We start from the raw sequence: 17,861 nt of genomic DNA on the forward strand, positions 1-17,861 counted from the left end.
CCCTTCTGCCTGGCTATTCCACCGCGCGGCGATAGAGGTGCCAGGTGGCATGGCCAAAGATGGGCACCACAACCACCAGTCCCAGCAGGAACGGAATCGAGGCGATGACCAGGCTGGTGCCGATCAATGCACCCCATGTCAGGGTCACAACCGGGCTGGCGCGCAGCACTCGGATTGAGGTGACGACGGCCACTGGCAGACCAACGTGGCGATCCAGCAGCAACGGGAAAGACACCACGCTGATGGCCAGTGCCGCCAGCGCAAACAGGGCACCAAGACCGCTGCCGACAGTGACCATCACCCAGCCTGCGGTGGTGGTGAATGTGTCAGAGACAAAGGCGGCAAGTGAGGTCGGTGATTCAGGGCCCAGGGTCCAGGCGTAGACTGAATTGGCGCAGATCATCCAGACGAAGAACAGCGCTGCCAAATAGACCCCGAGCATCAAAATCGCCCCAAAAGACGGCGAACGGACCACGTCAAAGGCATCTATCCATTTGGGCTCAAACCCAGCCTCGCGGCGGCTGGACATTTCATAGAGCCCAACTGCGGCCAGCGGGCCAATCAGGGCAAACCCCATGATCATCGGCACCAGCAGTGGCAGCAGGTTCATCGAAAACCCCATCACCACCATCACCACCCCGATCAGGGGATAAAACAACACCAGAAACATCGCATCACTGCGACAGGCGGCAAAATCCTCGACCCCGGCCTTGAGTGCGTATTTCAGGTCCGCCAGCTCCAACCGCCGCACCCGCGGCATGGCGGCGCTGGCGGTTTCGCCTCCCATTTGGTCGACCGAGGCCGAGATGTGATGGCTGGTTGTTTCTGCGTGCTGAAACAACCAGCTGAGTGGATTGCCAATTGTTTTTGCCATGAGCGGGCTCCTTTCACTATCCATGACGAAGGGTGCCGTCTGGGCAGTTGCCGGGCGCGGCACTTAAGGTGACTCTAGCACAATTGGCGCGAATGTCCTTCACAGTGTTGCGACGGGCGGCAGCCCTTGCCGCCTTATTTATGAAATAGCCCTGTTGGGGGCGCTACCGCACTGGCGCCAAGCGGGCGTTTTTCAGGCGGCAGTCGCGGATCACATCGCGGCCGCAGGGCACTGGGGTCAGGTCCTTTGACAGGCAGACCCGGGCTTCCTGGATATAACCATCACGGCAGGTCACGGTCAGCATGTCCTTTCCAAGAAATGGATTGGCCTGCAGAAAGGCCGTCTCGACCAGTGCGGCGGGCAGGGTTATGCCCTTGTCCAGCTTGCGAAATACGGCGGGACGGCTGATGGAGGCGTAGGCTTGGCGCATCAGCGCATAATAGTGCTGCGCCGACAGGCCCGAACAGGTGCCGTGTTTCTTCCACTGGTGCCAGGCCAGACCGGCGCTGCCCATGATGCCGCTCATTTCGGCGCTCATCTGGCGCGATGGCGGGGCGACCGAGCTGTGGCAGTATGACGGCCAGCCACGGTGAAACTGCGGCCATAGGCCGTGCAGGGTCCAGCCGTAATCGTGGCGGCTGTCGCATTGGTCAGAACCGCGGGCGTCGCCCTCCAGCGCGCACCAATTGGGCGACCAGCTGAGGGCCAGCACGTAATAGTCGAACTCTCCCGCCGTTTCCCCGTCAGCGTTGGCGGCGCCGATGTTCAGGGCCCAAAGGGCAAAACCAACGGTCAAAATGATGCTGCGCATTCGGCTCTTCCCAAATTGAAACATCCCGACTATATAGGGTTCAAATTCCCCGACAATGGAAACCAGACCCCTAAGGCGGGGCAGCCTATTTCAGGCGGCGGGGAAGATGTGTTGTAAATGGAGATGAGCACATGGCAAAACCGTTGATGGCAAAAGCAACCGCTGTGTGGCTGGTGGACAATACCACCATCAGCTTTAAACAGATTGCGGACTTTGTTGATCTGCACGAGCTGGAAGTCCAGGGCATCGCTGATGGCGACGTGGCCCAGGGGGTGAAAGGGTTTGACCCGGTCGCCAACAATCAGCTGACCCAGGAAGAGATCGCGGCGGCTGAAGCCAGCCCGATGCACAAGCTGAAGCTTAAATTCTATGCGGCGGCTGCGGGCGAGGAAAAACGCCGTGGTCCGCGGTATACACCGCTGTCCAAGCGGCAGGACCGTCCGGCCTCGATCTATTGGCTGGTCAAGTTCCACCCGGAGCTGGCGGACAGCCAGATTTCCAAGCTGGTGGGCACCACCAAGCCGACGATCCAGGCGATCCGCGAGCGGACCCACTGGAATATCGCCAACATCCAGCCAATCGATCCGGTTGCACTGGGCCTGTGTAAGCAGTCCGAGTTGGACCAGGCGGTGCAAAAGGCGGCTGCCAAGAAAGCTGCCGAGGGCGGCGTGATGAGCGACGACGAGCGTCGTAAGCTGGTCAGCACCGAACAGTCGCTGGAAATGGACGCCGAGCCCAAGATGGCAAGCGGCATGGAGGGTCTGGCGACCTTTACGCTGGGCGGTCTTGATCGTGCGCCGAAGAGAGAAGCGCCGGTGGATGCTGACAGCTTCTTTAACCTGCCGGCCGGCGGTGGCGACGGCGATGACGACGACGATGATGACAGCGACGACCCACGCGGCTGATCCTGTTTGAGCTTTTGTAGAGACCCGGCCTTGTGTCCCGGTTTGTTACTATACCTGTTGCAGGCCTTCCGTTCTTCGGAAGGCCTGTTTCGTTTGATAGGCTGGATTTTGTGTTTCGGTAGCCACGAACAGCGTGCTGATGAATAATTCTTGGTGGGGCTTTCCACTGGTTGCCTTCGGTTGGTTTCTAATAAGTTAAGTGTTTGAGGGTGGGGTGAAGAATCGGTCTAATGTGACCATCACAGCGAAGGGAAAGCTAACGCCCGTATTGCAAGGTTCCTCGGCGTCGTGACTGTTTGCTAAATTGGGGTTAACAAAAATCCGTTGGCAAAGGGACATACAAAAAAGAGATTCTGAATACGGGAAAGTGCATATGAAGCAAATCGACTTACTGTCGCTCTCTGATCTGGACCAGCCAATTGTAGAGCAACTTGCCGTCCGAGCAATTGAATTAGGCGCGTGCTGGATATCGCGGAACATGCCGCAGACACTTAGTGGAGCTAGGGTTGGCTCTATCGCGGAGTTACCTGGATGGCGCAACCCGACGGCGCTTGCACTTGGGGTCGCAGCGATGGGTGGCATCAACGTGAATGTGACGGCAAAGCTTGAAGGCGCCGAGACCATAGAAGATTTGGCGGGTTACATGGACAATTGGTTTGATCTAATGGCAATTCGAACGCCAAGTTTGCCCCGCCTTCGCGCCTTTGCAGACGCGCTTGATGCACCTGTCATGAACCTTCGCACGAACGATAATCATCCGTGCGAAGTACTTGGCGATCTCGCTTTTGTTCTGTCCCAAAGAGGGTCTTGGGATGGTTTGCGGGTCGCAGTGGTCGGACCGGCGGGTAACATAGCCCGCTCCTGGTTCGAAGCGGCTGAAACTCTTTCGATCGAAGTTGTTCAGGTCGCCCCGCCAAGCTTGTTATTTTCTGCTGCTGATTGTGGCGCGCGTCGGCGTACGGCAGACGATCCGCGCGTGATCGAGGATGCTGACCTTATCGTTACAGACTGTTGGCCATCAGCCCCAAGCCGCGAAGAAAGAGACGCGCTCCCGTCTTTCCGCATCACGGCTGTTTTGCTAGATAGGTGCCGCCCTGATGTGTTCTTCATCCCATGTCCACCAGTGACACGCGGAGAGGAGGTTGCGGCGGATGCGATGCGCCATCAACGGTGCCTCGCGACATCAGCAAAGGCATTTCTGATGCATGCACAGAATGCATTTGTAGAAAGTGTGCTTTGATAAGCTGGTAAATGCGTGCTTGCATGTTCCGACAACACTGCTTGAAACGGACGCTATTACCGCGAGAGCGGTTTTGTCCTTGTCTACAGATTAGATCGTGGGACTCATTTCAGCGAAGGGCCGTAAACCATCCTGCACACAGTAACCTGCCTGCTTCGGTATTGCTCACGGGGGGGGGCAAAGTGAACCAATAGTGCCTTGCAGCAGGATCAGGAAAAACCGCTGCGCTGACTTGGTGGTGGGGGTATTGTTTTTGGTATTGGGCTGGTCCGGTGCCGTTACTTCTAAAATTTGGCTCAGATCTCTTTGCGGGCCCGCAGGGCGGCGGTGATGGTGCCGTCGTCCAGATAATCCAGCTCGCCGCCAATTGGTACGCCTTGCGCCAGAGTGGTCAGTTTGACCTGCCCCTGCAGCTGGTCGGCGATGTAATGGGCGGTGGTCTGGCCGTCGATGGTGACATTCAGCGCCAGGATCACCTCGTTGATGGCCTCGGCTGTGACCCGGTCGGCCAGACGCGGAATGCGCAGCTCTTCGGGGCCGATGGCATCCAGAGCGGACAGGGTGCCGCCCAGCACGTGATAGCGGCCTTTGAACACGGCCGCGCGTTCCATCGCCCAGAGATCGCCAACGTCCTCGACCACGCAGAGTTCACCATTGGCGCGGTTCTCGTCGAGACAGATATCGCAGATTTCAGAGGTGCCGACATTGCCGCAGTTCAGACATTCGCGGGCGCTGATGGCGACCTGGCTCATCGAATCGGCCAATGGGGTCAGCAACAGGGCGCGCTTGCGGATCAGGTGCAGCACCGCCCGTCGGGCCGAGCGCGGGCCCAGGCCGGGCAGTTTGGCCATCAGCGCAATCAGGATTTCAATATCGTCGGTGGATTCGCTCATTTCACTGTCACTCCGACTGGGACGTCCGGTACCTCGCCGGGCAGGGGAATGCGAGAGACGGTATATCCCGCCTGCCGCAGCAGTTCGATCATGCCTTGTTCGCCGGGCAAATGGAATGATCCGATTGCCATGAACACACCGCCGTGCTGCAGCTCGGGCAGGGCGGTTTGCAGAAAGGTCTTATTGCGCTGGGTCAGCAGGAAGTGGTCGGCGCGTTGCAGATAGAGCGCGGCCAGGTCCGGCCCGTAGATGCGGGCCAGGGTGGACCTCTGCCATGCCCGTCCCAGGGCCAATTCCCCCTGCAGATACAGCGCAAAGCCAGTCGCCCGGTTGGCTGCGGCCAATGGGTCCAGATAGCCGCCATAGACCGCCAGAAGGGCTAGGGTGGTGTCCTGGTTGAGCGGATCTTTCAGGTGGTCGGTCAGCGCATCCGGAGATTCGAGGCCCAGAATGCGGCTGCCGCCAATCAGGCCGAGCGTTTGGATCAGACTATCCTGATCGGGCACCACGCCCGCCGAAAAATCGTCGCAGGGGTCAGACAACAGGGTTTCGACGATAAAAGGCAAGGTAAGGTAATCCGCCGCCTCTCGGCCCCAACCCAAGCCGTCAAGACGGCTGCGAATCCAATCGACAATCAGCGGATCCAAGCCAGAGTCGTCAAAACTGTAGGTGCTGTTTTTCGGGCGGAACAGTTCTTTTTCCTGATGATCCTCAACCGCCTGGCGAGAGGCAAACACCGGGTCAAATTCCAGCGCCACGATGCGGGCGCCGGAAATCCGCTGTTGCACGATGACCGGCAGATCCAGGATCAGCGGATCATTCGAATGCACGGTGCCCCACAGGTGCGACACCGCGCCACCAGGGGACTGGACGCGCCAGAACCGGCCTTTGGGGTTGGGTATTTTGGCGGCATCAGCCCGCAGTTGGGCGAGCAGCGCATCCGGCAGGGCCTGCGGGTCAATCTCGGCCGAGACAACCTCGCAGGTCTCACGTGTCGCCCAAGCCTGGGCCTGCAAGGTGGCAGGCATCAGCATCGCCAGGGCGAACAACAGAGGTTTCAACATCGGGATCAGCCTCAGAACGGCAGCTTGACGTCCTTGGGCAGGCCCATGCTTTCGGTCAGTCGCGCCATTTCTTCCTGTGCCTTTTCCGTGGCCTTGGCCTGAGCATCTTTGACCGCCGCCAGGATCAGGTCTTCGACCACTTCCTTGTCGTCGCTGTTGAAGATCGACGGATCAATATCCAGCGCTTTTAGCTCACCTTTGGCGCTGGCGGTTGCCTTGACCAGGCCAGCACCGGATTCTCCGGTGACCATGACATTGTGCAGATCGTCCTGCATCTGGGTCATTTTGGTCTGTAGTTCCTGTGCCGATTTCATCATCTTGGCCATATCGCCAAGACCGCCGAGGCCCTTGAGCATCTGATCTCTCCTATAAGATGGGTTTGCCTGCTAAATACGGTCGCCACCCCTGCCATACAAGGGGAAAGCGGCGGGCAATCCGCTATGAAACGATGCTGGGGACCGATAAGGAACCGGTGTCGAGAGGGGCTAAGCTGTGTCACAAACTTCTGCCCATGTGGACAGGGCGACAAAGCTGAGGGTTATTCCTCCTCAAACGGATCCCATTCGTCTTCCACCTCGGGCAGCGCCTCGGCGGCCACTTGCGCCTGCAATTCCTCGGGGGTGCGGATGCGCTTTATGGTGGCCTTGGGGAAACTGGCCAGCACCGCCTGCACCAAGGGGTGGGCGCTGGCCTTGGTGCGCAAGGCATTCTCGGCGGCGTCGTTCTTTTCGGCGATGGTCTGGGCGTCGCCGTCCGAGACAATCGAAACGGTCCAGCGGCTGCCGGTCCAGGCCTGCAGGCCGGTTCCCAGCCGGGCCGCCAGATCGCGAGGGGCGCTGTCGCTGGGGGTGAACTCGATGCGGCCCGGCTGATAGGACACCAGCCGCACACCGGCTTCCACCTCGACCAGCAGTTTTACATCACGCTGGGTGCGGATCAGCTCGACCACATGTTCAAAGCTGGGATAGCGCGCCAGTGCCGCATCCGCCTGGGGGGCGAGGGCCAGTGATGTGCCGTTGCCACCTGACGCCACAGCGCCGCCGGTGCCGGACGGACCGCTGGTATAGGCACTGCCCATGGTGGCACCGCCACCGCTTGCCATTCCAGTGCCCGGCCCGCCACCGCCCGAACCAGGTGGGGGACCAGAGGGCGGCGCTGCGGGGGGCGGGGTTGGCATGTCCTGCAGCTTTCGGATCAGCTCTTCGGGGCTGGGCAGGTCGGCCACATGGGTCAGCCGGATCACTGCCATTTCAGCCGCCATCATGGCGTTGGGTGCCGCCGAGACTTCCTCGAGCGCCTTGAGCAGCATCTGCCACATCCGGGTCAGCACCCGCATCGGCAGCGCCTGCGCCATTTTGCTGCCACGGCTGCGTTCATCAGGCGAAATCGTGGGGTCTTCGGCGGCATCCGGGGTGATTTTCACCACCGAGACCCAATGGGTGATCTCGGCCAGGTCACGCAGCACCGCCAGCGGATCGGCGCCTTCGGCGTATTGGGCGCCAAGTTCGGTCAGCGCGGCGGCGGCATCGCCGCGCAGGATCATGTCGATCAGGTCCAGCACTCGGCCCCGGTCGGCCAGCCCCAGCATGGCGCGCACCTGATCGGCTGAGGTTTCGCCGGCGCCGTGGGAAATCGCCTGATCCAGCAGTGAGGTGGCATCGCGGGCCGAGCCTTCGGCGGCGCGGGTGATCAGCGCCAGTGCGTCATCGGAAATCTGCGCCCCTTCGGCGGCGGCGATCTTGCTGATCAGCGCGATCATCACCTCGGGCTCGATCCGGCGCAGGTCAAAGCGTTGGCAACGCGACAGCACCGTCACCGGCACCTTGCGGATTTCTGTGGTGGCGAAGATGAATTTCACATGCGCGGGCGGCTCTTCCAGTGTCTTCAGCAGCGCGTTGAAGGCAGAGGTCGACAGCATGTGGACCTCATCGATGATGTAGATCTTATAACGGGCTGAGGCCGCACGATAGGCGACCGAATCGATGATTTCACGGATATCGCCGACACCGGTGCGGCTGGCCGCATCCATCTCCATCACGTCAACATGACGGCCCTGCATGATGGCGGTGCAATGCTCACACTCACCGCAGGGCTCAGTTGTCGGGGTGCCGGTGCCATCCGGGCCGATGCAGTTCATGCCCTTGGCAATGATCCGAGCGGTGGTGGTTTTGCCGGTGCCGCGAATGCCGGTCATGATAAAGGCCGAGGCAATCCGGTCTGCCGCAAAGGCGTTTTTCAACGTCCGCACCATGGCGTCCTGACCGACCAGATCGGTAAAGGTCTCGGGGCGATATTTGCGGGCCAGAACCTGGTAGGGGCTAGGTCCGGTTTCGGGGCCTGCGTTGGGGCCTGCGTCGGTGCTTGTGTCGCTCATGTGTACTCGTGCCGGATTCGGGAACATTCTGGTTCAGCGCAGGGTATGCAAGCCGGCCCGCTTCGTCCACCGCTGTTGCCGCAGTGCTGGCGGTGGTCCTGTTGTTTTGCACCCGGCAACGGCAGTTTCCGCACTTTACTGGCCCAGACTGACCGCCCACCTACATAAAAACATTTTTGTGCAACCCTGTGTTGCGGTTACAGTTGGCTGGATTGACGTCAATGGAAGCTAGGACACGGGTAACAGCACAGGCGCAGGCCGGCAGGGAGAGACAATGCAATCTGAGGAGATCAGGCCAGAGGGCAGTGCACTGGTGATCTATGCGCTTTCGGTGGCGGACGGCATTTTGGCGCTTTGCCCATTGCCGGGGGCGGGTGGCAATTATCGCGGCGACCTGGATCACATCCACGACTGGCAGCCGGGCCTGGTCATTTCAATGACCACCGAGGCCGAGCAGGTGGCTGTCGGCGGGGCGACACTGGGCAGTGATATTCAAAGCATGGCCAGTCGCTGGGTGCATCTGCCAGTGTCCGATTTCGGCACGCCGTCCCCCGATATTCTGACGAAATGGTCATCGGTCAGCCACATGGCGCGCAAGGCGTTGGTCGGAGGTGGGCGGGTCTTGGTGCATTGCCGTGGCGGCTGTGGGCGCTCGGGCATGGTGGTGCTGCGGCTGATGATCGAATGCGGCGAGGCGCCAGAGACAGCATTGAGCAGGCTGCGCGCGGTGCGCCCCTGCGCGGTGGAGACGCCGGAGCAGATGAAATGGGCCTGCGGCCGCCGCCGTCGGGCGCAGGGCTGATCCTTTGCCGCGCAGTGGCTTAGTAGCCTTTGCGCCCCTTGTGGTCACGCTTCATTGATTTGATCATCTTGCCAAAGCCCTTGTCGCGGCGCCGGGATTGCTCAAGGTTTTCGGTGTTGCGCTCTTCGTCACGCTGTAGCTTTTGCCAGCGGTCAACCCGGGCCTGCTCCAGTGTTCCGGCTTTCAGCGCCGCCTTGACGGCACAGCCGGGCTCGCCGCTATGGGCACAGTCGCTAAACCGACAGGACTGGGCAACCTCTGTCAGGTCCGAGAACACTTCTTCGACCGCCTCGTCGGCGTCGATGATCCGCAGGGCGCGCATGCCAGGCGTATCGATCAGCCAGCCGCCGTTTACCATGCGGCGCAGATAGCGTGCGGTGGTGGTGTGGCGGCCTTTGGAATCGACCTCGCGGACATCGCGCACGGCGTCCGTGCTGCCGGTCAGCCCATTGGTCAGGGTTGTCTTGCCCACCCCGGAGGAGCCCACCAAAGCCGCCGTCTGGCTGGGTTTGACCCAAGCCAATAGCTGGCTGACGTCGTCAGCGCTCTTGGCGTCCAGGGTCAGCACGGTGAGCGATGTCGCCAGCGATTCGGCCTGGGCGCGATAGGCGGCGGCATCGTCGCAGATATCGGCCTTGGTCAGCACCACCACCGGATAGCAGCCAGATTGGTGTGCCAGCGTCAGATAGCGCTCCATCCGGGCCAGATTGAAATCGGCGTTGCAAGAGGTGGTGATGAACAGCACGTCGACATTGGCGGCGATCAGCTGCACACGAGCGTCGGTTCCGGCGGCGCGGCGGCTCAGCTCGGTCTGGCGCTCCAGCCGCTCGCAGACCTGATGGGCGTCATTGGCCAGCACCCAGTCGCCAACGGCAAATTCGCCGGTCAGCCGGTCGGGCAGCAGCTGGATTTCGCCGTCAGGTGACAGGCCGGTCAGCTTGTCTCGGTGCACCGCCGATATGCGATAGGCCGTCAGCTCGGCATCGGCGTCCTGCTGGGATTGAAAAAAGGGAGACCATCCAAGGTCTGAATAGGTAAGCGTCATGGCTCTGCCTGTAATTGAACGTAAAAAGACCCAAGCGAAGGCATGCGCGCATCACAACAGGAGGAGTGTTCAGGCAGAGAGTTGGCCGTGGGCCAGATCAGGAGTGCGCTGCCTGAGGGGTCGGTACTGCTACAATCATCAGGCCCTCCAAATCAGGCTGTGGGAGCGATGCTCCGAAAAGTTCACCCCAGCACTGCAAGGGGTTTTAGGTGAGAGGCTGGACATCGACCCAAGCGGGGCTCGTTGTGGCTGCTTCCTTCCGGATCTGACCAGGTTGGCGAGGCGCCTGCCCGCGCCAACCTCTCGAATCCCGATATAGGCGGCTGCGGAGTGAAAGACAAGCGGTGCGTGCTGTGGAGTTACAATGGAATTTGCAGCTGCAGGAAGCCATCTGGGGTGAGCCTGGGCGCTGCGAGGTCCAGATGGGCCAGTTCGTCCAGGTAAGCGCGTGCCGCAGGGCCAGTATAGACAATAGCCTGCGTACCCGGCAGGCGTGCCAGGCACCAGGGCGGTGCGGCGGCGGCCAGGGGATCGGTGGGCAAGGTGCCGTCCAGATAGTCGTAAAGAATATCCCGTATTGGCCGTTTCGGCAGCGATAGCTGTTTTGCTTGCAGTACCATCTGGAAATTGCCGCCCCCCACCGCCCGGTGACTGTTGACCGCCACGACAAACTGTTGGTCGGGATCAATCGGCTGGCCATTCCAGCGGGGGTTGCGAATGCGATGGGCCTGCGGCTCCGCCAATTTCCCTGAGGCATGAAAGCGGGCAGGGACGGACAGGTCAATCTGATAGTCCAGCCCGTGCAGCACATCAAAATTATGGCCCGCCCGATCGGGATTGACCAGTGCGGTGCTGCACGTGCCGGGGATAAGTTGATTGAACAGCCCGGCCGACATTTCCAGCCACTCGACCACCATGGCGCCGGAAAGAGTGATGGCATTCAGGGCGTTGGGAAAGACATGCAGGTCTGCCACATGGCGGCGGCATAGCGGGCCTGCGGCCACATCGGTGAAGTGGCTGGGGCCGGTCCGCGCCCCAAATTTGCAGGGCGACACCGCCGAGAGCAGCGGCAGTTCGCTTGCATCGCTGCCCGCCAGCAGCGGCCGCAGCGCCGCCGCCTGGGCGCTGGCCACCAAAGCAAGGGCGCGGTCGGGGGCAAAGAATGTGAAAAAGGAGTGCAGGGATTGTGCAGAATGGCCTACCGGCTGGTTTATCCGCTTGAGGGTGGCCGCGTGGTCCTTTTCCAGCGCCGCAACCAGGGTGCTGTCCTCGGAAACCTGTGGAATCAACTCTCCGGTGTCGCTGCGCTGAGCGATGGCGCGCAAACCGCACTCCCAGCCCGCCAGCGTCCAGCCGTCGTGGCTGTGTCTCAGCTGCAGATCAATCACCCCAAGATGTGACCCATATGCACCTGGCATCACCACCGGTTTGGCAATCGGAGTGGCGGGGTCGGGCAGATGCAGGTGGGTGTGACCGCCAATCAGAGCGTCGATGTCATCAATAAGGGCCAGCTGCTGCAATGCGTTTTCCGTGTCGTCGGGGTCTGCAATATGTCCGATACCAGTATGGGCAAGAGCGATAATCACGTCGCACCCGGCGGCGCGCAGCGTGGCGCTGGTGCTGCGCGCTGCCTGCACCATATTGATCACCTGAACGCGGCCCTTTAGCTGATGCGCATCCCATTGCAGGGTTTGTTCCGGCAGTACAGACAGCAGGCCAATCCTGACCGGCGGTGCATTGGGATGCGCCGGAATGCGGCGTTCCAGAACCACCGAGGCGGTGAATGGCAGTTCAGTTTCGGGCGTCTCTGCCGTCATGTTCGAGCAGATGGCAGGGCAGGGAGCATCTCTCAGGATATGCGCCAGCGTCTCGATCCCGAAGTTGAAGTCGTGATTTCCCAGGCCAATGGCATCATAGTTCAGCACTTGAAAGGCCCGCATAAGGGGATGTAATGCGGTGCCCTCGGGCTGGTCTCCCAGCGGGGCGCCCTGCAACGAATCGCCATTGTCCAGCAGCAGTGTCGCCGCCCCAAAACCGGACGCCTCGGAACGGGCGCTGGCGATCAGCGTTGCAGTACGCGACAGGCCAATACCAGGGTCTGCCCGGTCGCCATAATAATCATAGCCAAGAAGGTTCATGTGCAGATCCGTAGTGGCCAGCACACGCAGGCTAACCTGGTGTGGCAGATCGGGAGGGTCGGGTTCTGTCAACATGCCGTGTTCGATGCGTTCGACGCCTGTCTTGTCACTGCCGCGCTTTTCTGAGCGGTTTTCTTGGGTGTTCTGAAATCAGTGATTGGGGCCTGTGCCCAGTCATATTTACATACATATTTAACCATGAGGTCGATGCGGTGACCCCCTGTTCAAGCCCCTGAGCTTCGGGCTTGGAGTTGTATGTGTGGCAGCCCAAGGACTAGCCTGCAAGATGCGGCGGCGATAGTTGCTTGCAAAAAATGAAGGTGATGCGATTTTGAGGTTGGCCGGTCATTTATGGGCGCGGCAGAGTTTAGGCGCAAAACAAGGAACGTAGTGTGAAGCGAGCAGAACAGGTGACTTTTGGCGGTGGCGGGCTGGACCGGGCTGCGCATCTGCGTGGTGATAGAGGCGCTCTGGCGACGGCATGGGCTGATCCGGCAGCTGCGGTTCTGCTGGTCTGGCAGGGCAAGCCATTGTCCACGCGTAGCGGCCGCGGATCGTCGCCGGATCAACTGGTTATGATCAGGCCGGACCACCCGCTGGCGGCGTCCCATCGCGAGAACTGCATATTCCTGGGCCTGGCACCAACCGGGGCGCCGCAGTTTGCTTGCGACATCAGCAGCTGGCAGCCGGATGCACTGGATCAGGCCATGCTGGCCAGTTTTGCCGATGCCAGCGAACAACAACACCCGGATTTGCCGACCGGGCAGGTGTTTACCGAATTGCGCAGGATGATGGCATTTTTGACACCGCTAGAGGCCGAACTGGCGGCCACCGCCAATGCGGTGCTGTCCTGGCACAAAAGTCACCAGTTCTGTGCCTGCTGTGGTCAGCCCAGTCAGGTGGCGCAGGCCGGATGGCAGCGCAATTGCGCCGCCTGTAACACCTCTCATTTCCCGCGCACCGATCCGGTGGTGATCATGTTGATCACCCATGGTGATCAGGTTCTGCTTGGGCGCTCACCGGGGTGGCCCGTGGGCATGTATTCCCTGCTGGCTGGATTTGTCGAACCGGGCGAAACGCTGGAGGCCGCAGTGCGCCGCGAAGTGCTGGAAGAGGCCGGAGTGAAGGTGGGTGCCGTGACCTATCTATCCAGCCAGCCCTGGCCTTTTCCCATGTCGCTGATGTTTGGCTGCGCCGGGATTGCACTGGGGCGTGAGCTGACTATTGACCACAGCGAGATCGAAGACGCATTATGGATCAGCCGAGCGGATATGATGACGGTGTTTGCGGGCGACCATCCGGGCATCAGGCCCACTCGGAAAGGTTCAATTGCGCATTTCTTATTGCAAAACTGGCTTGCGGATACGCTGGATTGAAGCGAGTAATAGTGTCGCATCTGATGGTGCCGGTGTGACGAAGTGCTTGATGGGGATAAAATGAAGTTTGTCAGTAAAGAAGATATTGAAGCCCCAATTGCCGAGGTTTTCTTGGTTGTTAGCGAATTCGAGAGTTTTGAGCGCTCGGCCATCCGTCGCGGTGTCGAGGTCCACAGAATGGGGGATGTTGCTGCCCCTGCCAGCGGCCTGGCCTGGGATGTGCAGTTTTCCTTTCGCGGCAGGTCTCGTGATATGCATCTGATTTTGAGCGACTACGAGCCGGTGACCAGACTGCGCCTGTCGGCGGACGGTGGCGGCATTGAGGGTGGTTTGGATATCGAGCTGATGCCGCTGTCGCCGCGCCGCACCCGGATGGTGGTGACACTGGATTTGACCCCCAAAACCTTGTCCGGCAGGCTATTGGTGCAGTCGTTGAAGCTGGCCAAGAGCAAGCTGACCAAACGGTTTAAGACGCGGGTTGCCGAGTTTGCCAAACTGACCGAGGAGCGGCTGGGCCGGCTGGTCTGACCGCCTTCTGACCACCTGTAGGGTGCGTGCGGGCACGCACCGTGGGCGCAGAGGCCGGTTGAAGGTGCGTGCAAGCACGCACCCTACGCCGTCAACAGAGGGTCAAAACCTGCCGTTATCGGCCGGAAAGACACCAAGGATTTCGATATTGGTGGTGAAATAGGCCAGTTCGTCCAGCGCCAGTTTGACGTTTGCGTCGTCCGGGTGGCCGTCGATATCGGCGTAAAACTGGGTCGCGGTGAACGAGCCGTCGACCATATAGCTTTCCAGTTTGGTCATGTTGACGCCATTGGTCGCAAAGCCGCCCATCGCCTTGTACAGCGCTGCCGGGATGTTGCGGACCTGGAACACAAAGCTGGTGATCATGCCGTGGGCGCCACGCCGGGTGGTGTTGGGCTCGGGGGACATGATCACAAAACGGGTGGTATTGTTGCCCTCGTCTTCGATATGGCGGGCCAGGACATTCAAGCCATAGATTTCGCCGGCCAATTCACTGGCCAGGGCCGCGTGCTGAATGTCGCCGCGTTCGGCGACCTCGCGGGCGGCGCGGGCGTTGTCGGGGCTGACCCGGCCGCGAATTTTATGTTCACTCAAAAAGCTGGCGCATTGCGGCAGCAGCACCAGATGGGAATGGGCCTGCTGGATGTCGTCCAGTGTCGCGCCGGGCACGGCGAGCAGGTTGATGTGAACCCGCACAAAGGCCTCGTCGACGATATGCAGCCCGCTGTGTGGCAGTAAGCGATGGATGTCGGCAACCCGGCCATAGGTTGAATTCTCCACCGGTAGCATCGCCTGTTGCGCGGTGCCGTCGCGCACCGCCTCGATGGCGTCTTCAAAGGTGCGGCAGGGCAGTACCTCCAACCCGGGTCGCGCATTGCGACAGGCCTCGTGACTGTAAGAGCCAAGCTCTCCCTGGATGGCAATTTTCCCGGTCATTTGTGCGAATTCCGTGCAAAAGATCTGATAATGGGCATTTCATCGCAGTGTCTATACCTTGCCAGTTGGCAGGGGAAGCCTTAGACACCGCTTCAGTTATATGAAATGGAAGCGCAACCATGTTTGACACAATGACCATTACCAAAGCGTCCGCAGCATTGTGCGGCACGTTGCTGGTACTCCTTTTGGGCAAATGGGCAGCAGAAGGAATTTATCACATGGAGTCTCATGGCGAGGCGTCTTATGTGATTGAAGTGGAAGAGGCCGATGAGCCGGTAGAAGTGGCGGAGGTTAGCTTTGATGAGCTGATGGGCGCGGCTGATGTTGGCAAAGGGGCCAAGGTCTTTAAGAAATGTTCCGCCTGTCATAAGCTGGAAGACGGAAAAAATTCCACCGGCCCGTATCTTTATGGTGTGGTTGGCCGTGCGGTTGGTTCCGCCGATGGCTTTGGTGGATACTCGGCGGCGATGTCTGCCTTTGGTGGCGATTGGACCCGTGAGCGTCTGGACGAATTCCTGACCAAGCCAAAGAGCGCCGTTCCTGGTACCTCCATGGGATTCTCTGGCCTGAAGAAGCAGGGCGACCGGGTGAACCTGATCGCCTATCTGGAGAGCCTGGACGGTTGATCCGGATATCGTGCTAAATGAAAAGGCCGCTGCCAGGTGCAGCGGCCTTTTTTCGTTGGAGACGCTGGCGCGCCGGAATAGCAGGGCAAAACAGCTGCTGAATTGGCGGCATTGTTTGAATAGCTCAGTTGCCACGCCATAATGTGCTGCGCGGGGCCCGGCTTGGTTTTGATGCTATTCAATTTTCAGCACCGAAGGGGGGATTGAATGATTAAATGCGACCAACGCACGCGTAAATCACGGAATCTCAACTTGAATGTTACTACTCTGGGCCATTAGCTTGGAGAGGCAAGCCTGATCGAATGTGGGTCAGGCATGGAAGGATTGGCAGATGAGCAAACCCCGCAGCGTCGCAGATACCCGCGTGATGGATCGCAAGATGGGGCAAAATGCTCTTGGCGTGTTGGCAATGGGGCTGATTGTGATGCTGGGTTTCACCACCCTGCTGCGCGCCGAGGAGAGAATCATCACCAGTCACGGTTTTTCTGAGTTTGGCGATTTGAAATATCCGGCGGGATTCGCTCATTTTGACTATGTGAACCCGGATGCCCCCCGTGGCGGTGAGCTGTCTTATGGCGCGCAGGGGACCTTCGACAGTTTCAACCCCTATACCCGCAAGGGGCGCGGCGCGGCGCGCTCGACCGAGCATTTTGAATCCTTGCTGATCTCCTCCTATGATGAACCGGGATCAGCCTATGGGCTGGTAGCGGAGAGCCTTGAGTATCCGGAAAGTCAGGACTGGGTGATCTTCAACATGCGCCCCGAGGCGGTGTTCTCGGATGGCTCACCTGTCACCGCTGATGATGTGGTGTTTTCCCATAATATCCTGCTGGATCAGGGGCTGAAATCTTATGCCGAATTTGTCCGCAAGATGATCCCAAAGGCCGAAGCGCTGAGCCCGCACCGGGTTAAGTTCTATTTTTCCCCCGATTTTCCGCGGCGTGGGATGATCAGCCAGGTTGGTGGCACGCCGATTTTCTCCAAGGCCTGGTTCGAGGCCGATCCTGAAAACCGTCGCCTGGACGAGCCGCGTCTGGATCCGGGCATTGGCTCTGGCCCCTATATGCTGGAGAGCTACGACATCAACCGGCGCGTGGTCTACAAGCGCAACCCGAACTACTGGGGCGACAAGGTCAATGTGAACATTGGCCGTTACAACTATGACAGCATCCGCATTGAGTATTTCACCGACTCCGTCGCCGCGATGGAGGGGTTTAAGTCCGGTGCTTTCACCCTGCGTCAGGAAAACAACTCTAAAAACTGGGCCACCGCCTATGACTTTCCTGCGCTGCACGCGGGCAATGTCATCAAGGGGGATTTCTTTGACGGCAACCCTCCGGGGGCCAGTGGCTTTGTGTTTAACCTGGACCGGCCACAGTTCAGCGACATTCGGGTGCGCGCAGCGCTTCAGTTGGGATTCAATTTTGAATGGACCAATGAAAGCCTGCAATATGGGCTGTTCCAGCAGCGCCATTCGTTCTGGCAGGGCACTGATATGCAAGCGACAGGCCTGCCCGAGGGGCGCGAGCTGGAAATCCTGCAAAGTCTGGGTGATGCGCTGGACCCGGAGATCCTGACCAGTGAAGCCATCACCGCGCATGACTCTAGCGCCAAACGGCAAAATGACCGCCGCAATCTGCGCAAGGCGATGACGCTGCTGGACGCGGCCGGCTGGGCGGTTGGCGATGATGGCATCCGTCGCAACGCCGCAGGGGAAACCCTGAGGGTTGAGTTTTTGTCAGACCAGCCAACGCTGGACCGGATCATTCAGCCCTATGTTGATAACCTGGTGATCATGGGCATCGACGCCCACTATAACCGGATCGACAATGCACAGTTCACCGCGCGGCGGCGCGACCGGGATTTTGACATGATGGTGGCGGGCTATCGCAGCTCTCTGCAACCCTCGACCGGGCTGTACCAGATGTATGGCGAGGACGAAGCGGCTTATTCACTGTTCAACCCGACAGGCGTGCATGGATCCGATATCGAACCGCTGATTGACAATATCATCGCGGCCACAACCACCGAAGAATTGCAGGCCAATGCGCGGGCACTGGACCGGGTGTTGCTGTCGAAACGGATCATGGTGCCGACCTGGTATCTGGGCAAATACTGGGTGGCCTATTGGGACATGTATAAGTTCCCCGCCAACCTGCCACCTTTTGCGCTGGGCTTTGACGACCTGTGGTGGATCGACGGGGATCGCGCCGCAGCGTTGATCTCCTCCGGCGCCTTGCGGTAGGCGC

General features: G+C 59.9%; 16 protein-coding genes and 1 other RNA gene. 7 read left to right on the forward strand and 10 right to left on the reverse strand.

Annotation, left to right across the window (positions count from 1 at the left end; all coding sequences use genetic code 11):
• Window positions 1-13: 13 nt before the first annotated feature.
• Window positions 14-874, reverse strand: coding sequence for a DUF2189 domain-containing protein (locus tag QPJ95_RS09845; RefSeq protein ID WP_270919198.1), 861 nt, complete (start codon window positions 872-874; stop codon window positions 14-16).
• Window positions 875-1,037: 163 nt separating this feature from the next.
• Window positions 1,038-1,685: a ribonuclease T2 gene (locus QPJ95_RS09850; RefSeq protein WP_270919197.1), complete on the reverse strand. Its 648-nt coding sequence runs from the start codon at window positions 1,683-1,685 to the stop codon at window positions 1,038-1,040.
• 131 nt (window positions 1,686-1,816) lie between these two features.
• On the opposite strand from QPJ95_RS09850, the gene QPJ95_RS09855 reads away from it, so the two are divergent.
• Together QPJ95_RS09855 and QPJ95_RS09860 are read left to right on the forward strand one after the other, a co-directional pair.
• The gene (locus QPJ95_RS09855) at window positions 1,817-2,590 is read left to right on the forward strand and encodes a DUF1013 domain-containing protein (RefSeq protein ID WP_270919196.1); all 774 of its coding nucleotides are present in this window, start codon (window positions 1,817-1,819) and stop codon (window positions 2,588-2,590) included.
• Window positions 2,591-2,963: 373 nt separating this feature from the next.
• Window positions 2,964-3,830: a hypothetical protein gene (locus tag QPJ95_RS09860; protein ID WP_270919195.1), complete on the forward strand. Its 867-nt coding sequence runs from the start codon at window positions 2,964-2,966 to the stop codon at window positions 3,828-3,830.
• Between the two features lie 296 nt (window positions 3,831-4,126).
• Here the strand turns inward: QPJ95_RS09860 and recR are convergent, their stop codons facing one another.
• The 4 genes from recR to QPJ95_RS09880 form a co-directional block, all read right to left on the reverse strand.
• A complete protein-coding gene (gene recR, locus QPJ95_RS09865; protein ID WP_270919194.1) occupies window positions 4,127-4,723 on the reverse strand; it encodes a recombination mediator RecR in 597 nt (198 codons plus the stop codon).
• On the reverse strand, window positions 4,720-5,787 hold the full coding sequence (locus QPJ95_RS09870) for a TraB/GumN family protein (RefSeq protein ID WP_270919193.1): 1,068 nt from the start codon (window positions 5,785-5,787) through the stop codon (window positions 4,720-4,722). Before QPJ95_RS09870 ends, recR begins: the two co-directional genes overlap by 4 nt.
• Window positions 5,788-5,798: 11 nt before the next feature.
• Window positions 5,799-6,143, reverse strand: a complete 345-nt coding sequence (locus QPJ95_RS09875) for a YbaB/EbfC family nucleoid-associated protein (RefSeq protein ID WP_270919192.1) — start codon at window positions 6,141-6,143, stop codon at window positions 5,799-5,801.
• Window positions 6,144-6,325: 182 nt separating this feature from the next.
• Entirely contained in the window at window positions 6,326-8,161 is a 1,836-nt protein-coding gene (locus tag QPJ95_RS09880; protein WP_270919191.1) for a DNA polymerase III subunit gamma/tau, read from the reverse strand.
• 274 nt (window positions 8,162-8,435) lie between these two features.
• On the opposite strand from QPJ95_RS09880, the gene QPJ95_RS09885 reads away from it, so the two are divergent.
• The gene (locus tag QPJ95_RS09885; protein WP_270919190.1) at window positions 8,436-8,963 is read left to right on the forward strand and encodes a protein-tyrosine phosphatase family protein; all 528 of its coding nucleotides are present in this window, start codon (window positions 8,436-8,438) and stop codon (window positions 8,961-8,963) included.
• 19 nt (window positions 8,964-8,982) lie between these two features.
• Here QPJ95_RS09885 and rsgA read toward each other — a convergent pair whose 3' ends face one another.
• From rsgA to QPJ95_RS09900, 3 genes are all read right to left on the reverse strand, one after another.
• Entirely contained in the window at window positions 8,983-10,008 is a 1,026-nt protein-coding gene (gene rsgA / locus QPJ95_RS09890; RefSeq protein ID WP_270919189.1) for a ribosome small subunit-dependent GTPase A, read from the reverse strand.
• 207 nt (window positions 10,009-10,215) lie between these two features.
• Window positions 10,216-10,314: signal recognition particle sRNA small type (gene ffs / locus QPJ95_RS09895), an RNA gene on the reverse strand.
• 53 nt (window positions 10,315-10,367) lie between these two features.
• Window positions 10,368-12,221: a 5'-nucleotidase C-terminal domain-containing protein gene (locus tag QPJ95_RS09900; RefSeq protein ID WP_270919188.1), complete on the reverse strand. Its 1,854-nt coding sequence runs from the start codon at window positions 12,219-12,221 to the stop codon at window positions 10,368-10,370.
• 317 nt (window positions 12,222-12,538) lie between these two features.
• Here QPJ95_RS09900 and nudC point away from each other — a divergent pair, with 317 nt between their 5' ends.
• Complete coding sequence (gene nudC, locus QPJ95_RS09905; protein WP_270919187.1) at window positions 12,539-13,522, forward strand: NAD(+) diphosphatase; 984 nt, start codon at window positions 12,539-12,541, stop codon at window positions 13,520-13,522.
• A gap of 60 nt (window positions 13,523-13,582) precedes the next feature.
• Window positions 13,583-14,050 carry an SRPBCC family protein gene (locus QPJ95_RS09910; RefSeq protein ID WP_270919186.1) on the forward strand — a complete coding sequence of 156 codons (468 nt, stop codon included), beginning with the start codon at window positions 13,583-13,585 and terminating at the stop codon, window positions 14,048-14,050.
• A 102-nt stretch (window positions 14,051-14,152) separates the two neighbouring features.
• Here QPJ95_RS09910 and QPJ95_RS09915 read toward each other — a convergent pair whose 3' ends face one another.
• The gene (locus tag QPJ95_RS09915) at window positions 14,153-14,986 is read right to left on the reverse strand and encodes a prephenate dehydratase (RefSeq protein WP_270919185.1); all 834 of its coding nucleotides are present in this window, start codon (window positions 14,984-14,986) and stop codon (window positions 14,153-14,155) included.
• A 119-nt stretch (window positions 14,987-15,105) separates the two neighbouring features.
• Between QPJ95_RS09915 and QPJ95_RS09920 the strand changes: the two genes are divergently transcribed.
• Together QPJ95_RS09920 and QPJ95_RS09925 are read left to right on the forward strand one after the other, a co-directional pair.
• Window positions 15,106-15,612: a c-type cytochrome gene (locus QPJ95_RS09920; RefSeq protein ID WP_270919184.1), complete on the forward strand. Its 507-nt coding sequence runs from the start codon at window positions 15,106-15,108 to the stop codon at window positions 15,610-15,612.
• 331 nt (window positions 15,613-15,943) lie between these two features.
• On the forward strand, window positions 15,944-17,857 hold the full coding sequence (locus QPJ95_RS09925; protein ID WP_390923624.1) for an extracellular solute-binding protein: 1,914 nt from the start codon (window positions 15,944-15,946) through the stop codon (window positions 17,855-17,857).
• Window positions 17,858-17,861 lie beyond the last annotated feature (4 nt).

Origin of the sequence: Parasedimentitalea psychrophila (assembly GCF_030285785.1) — a bacterium.
In the GTDB taxonomy this organism is placed as follows: Bacteria; Pseudomonadota; Alphaproteobacteria; order Rhodobacterales; family Rhodobacteraceae; genus Parasedimentitalea; species Parasedimentitalea psychrophila.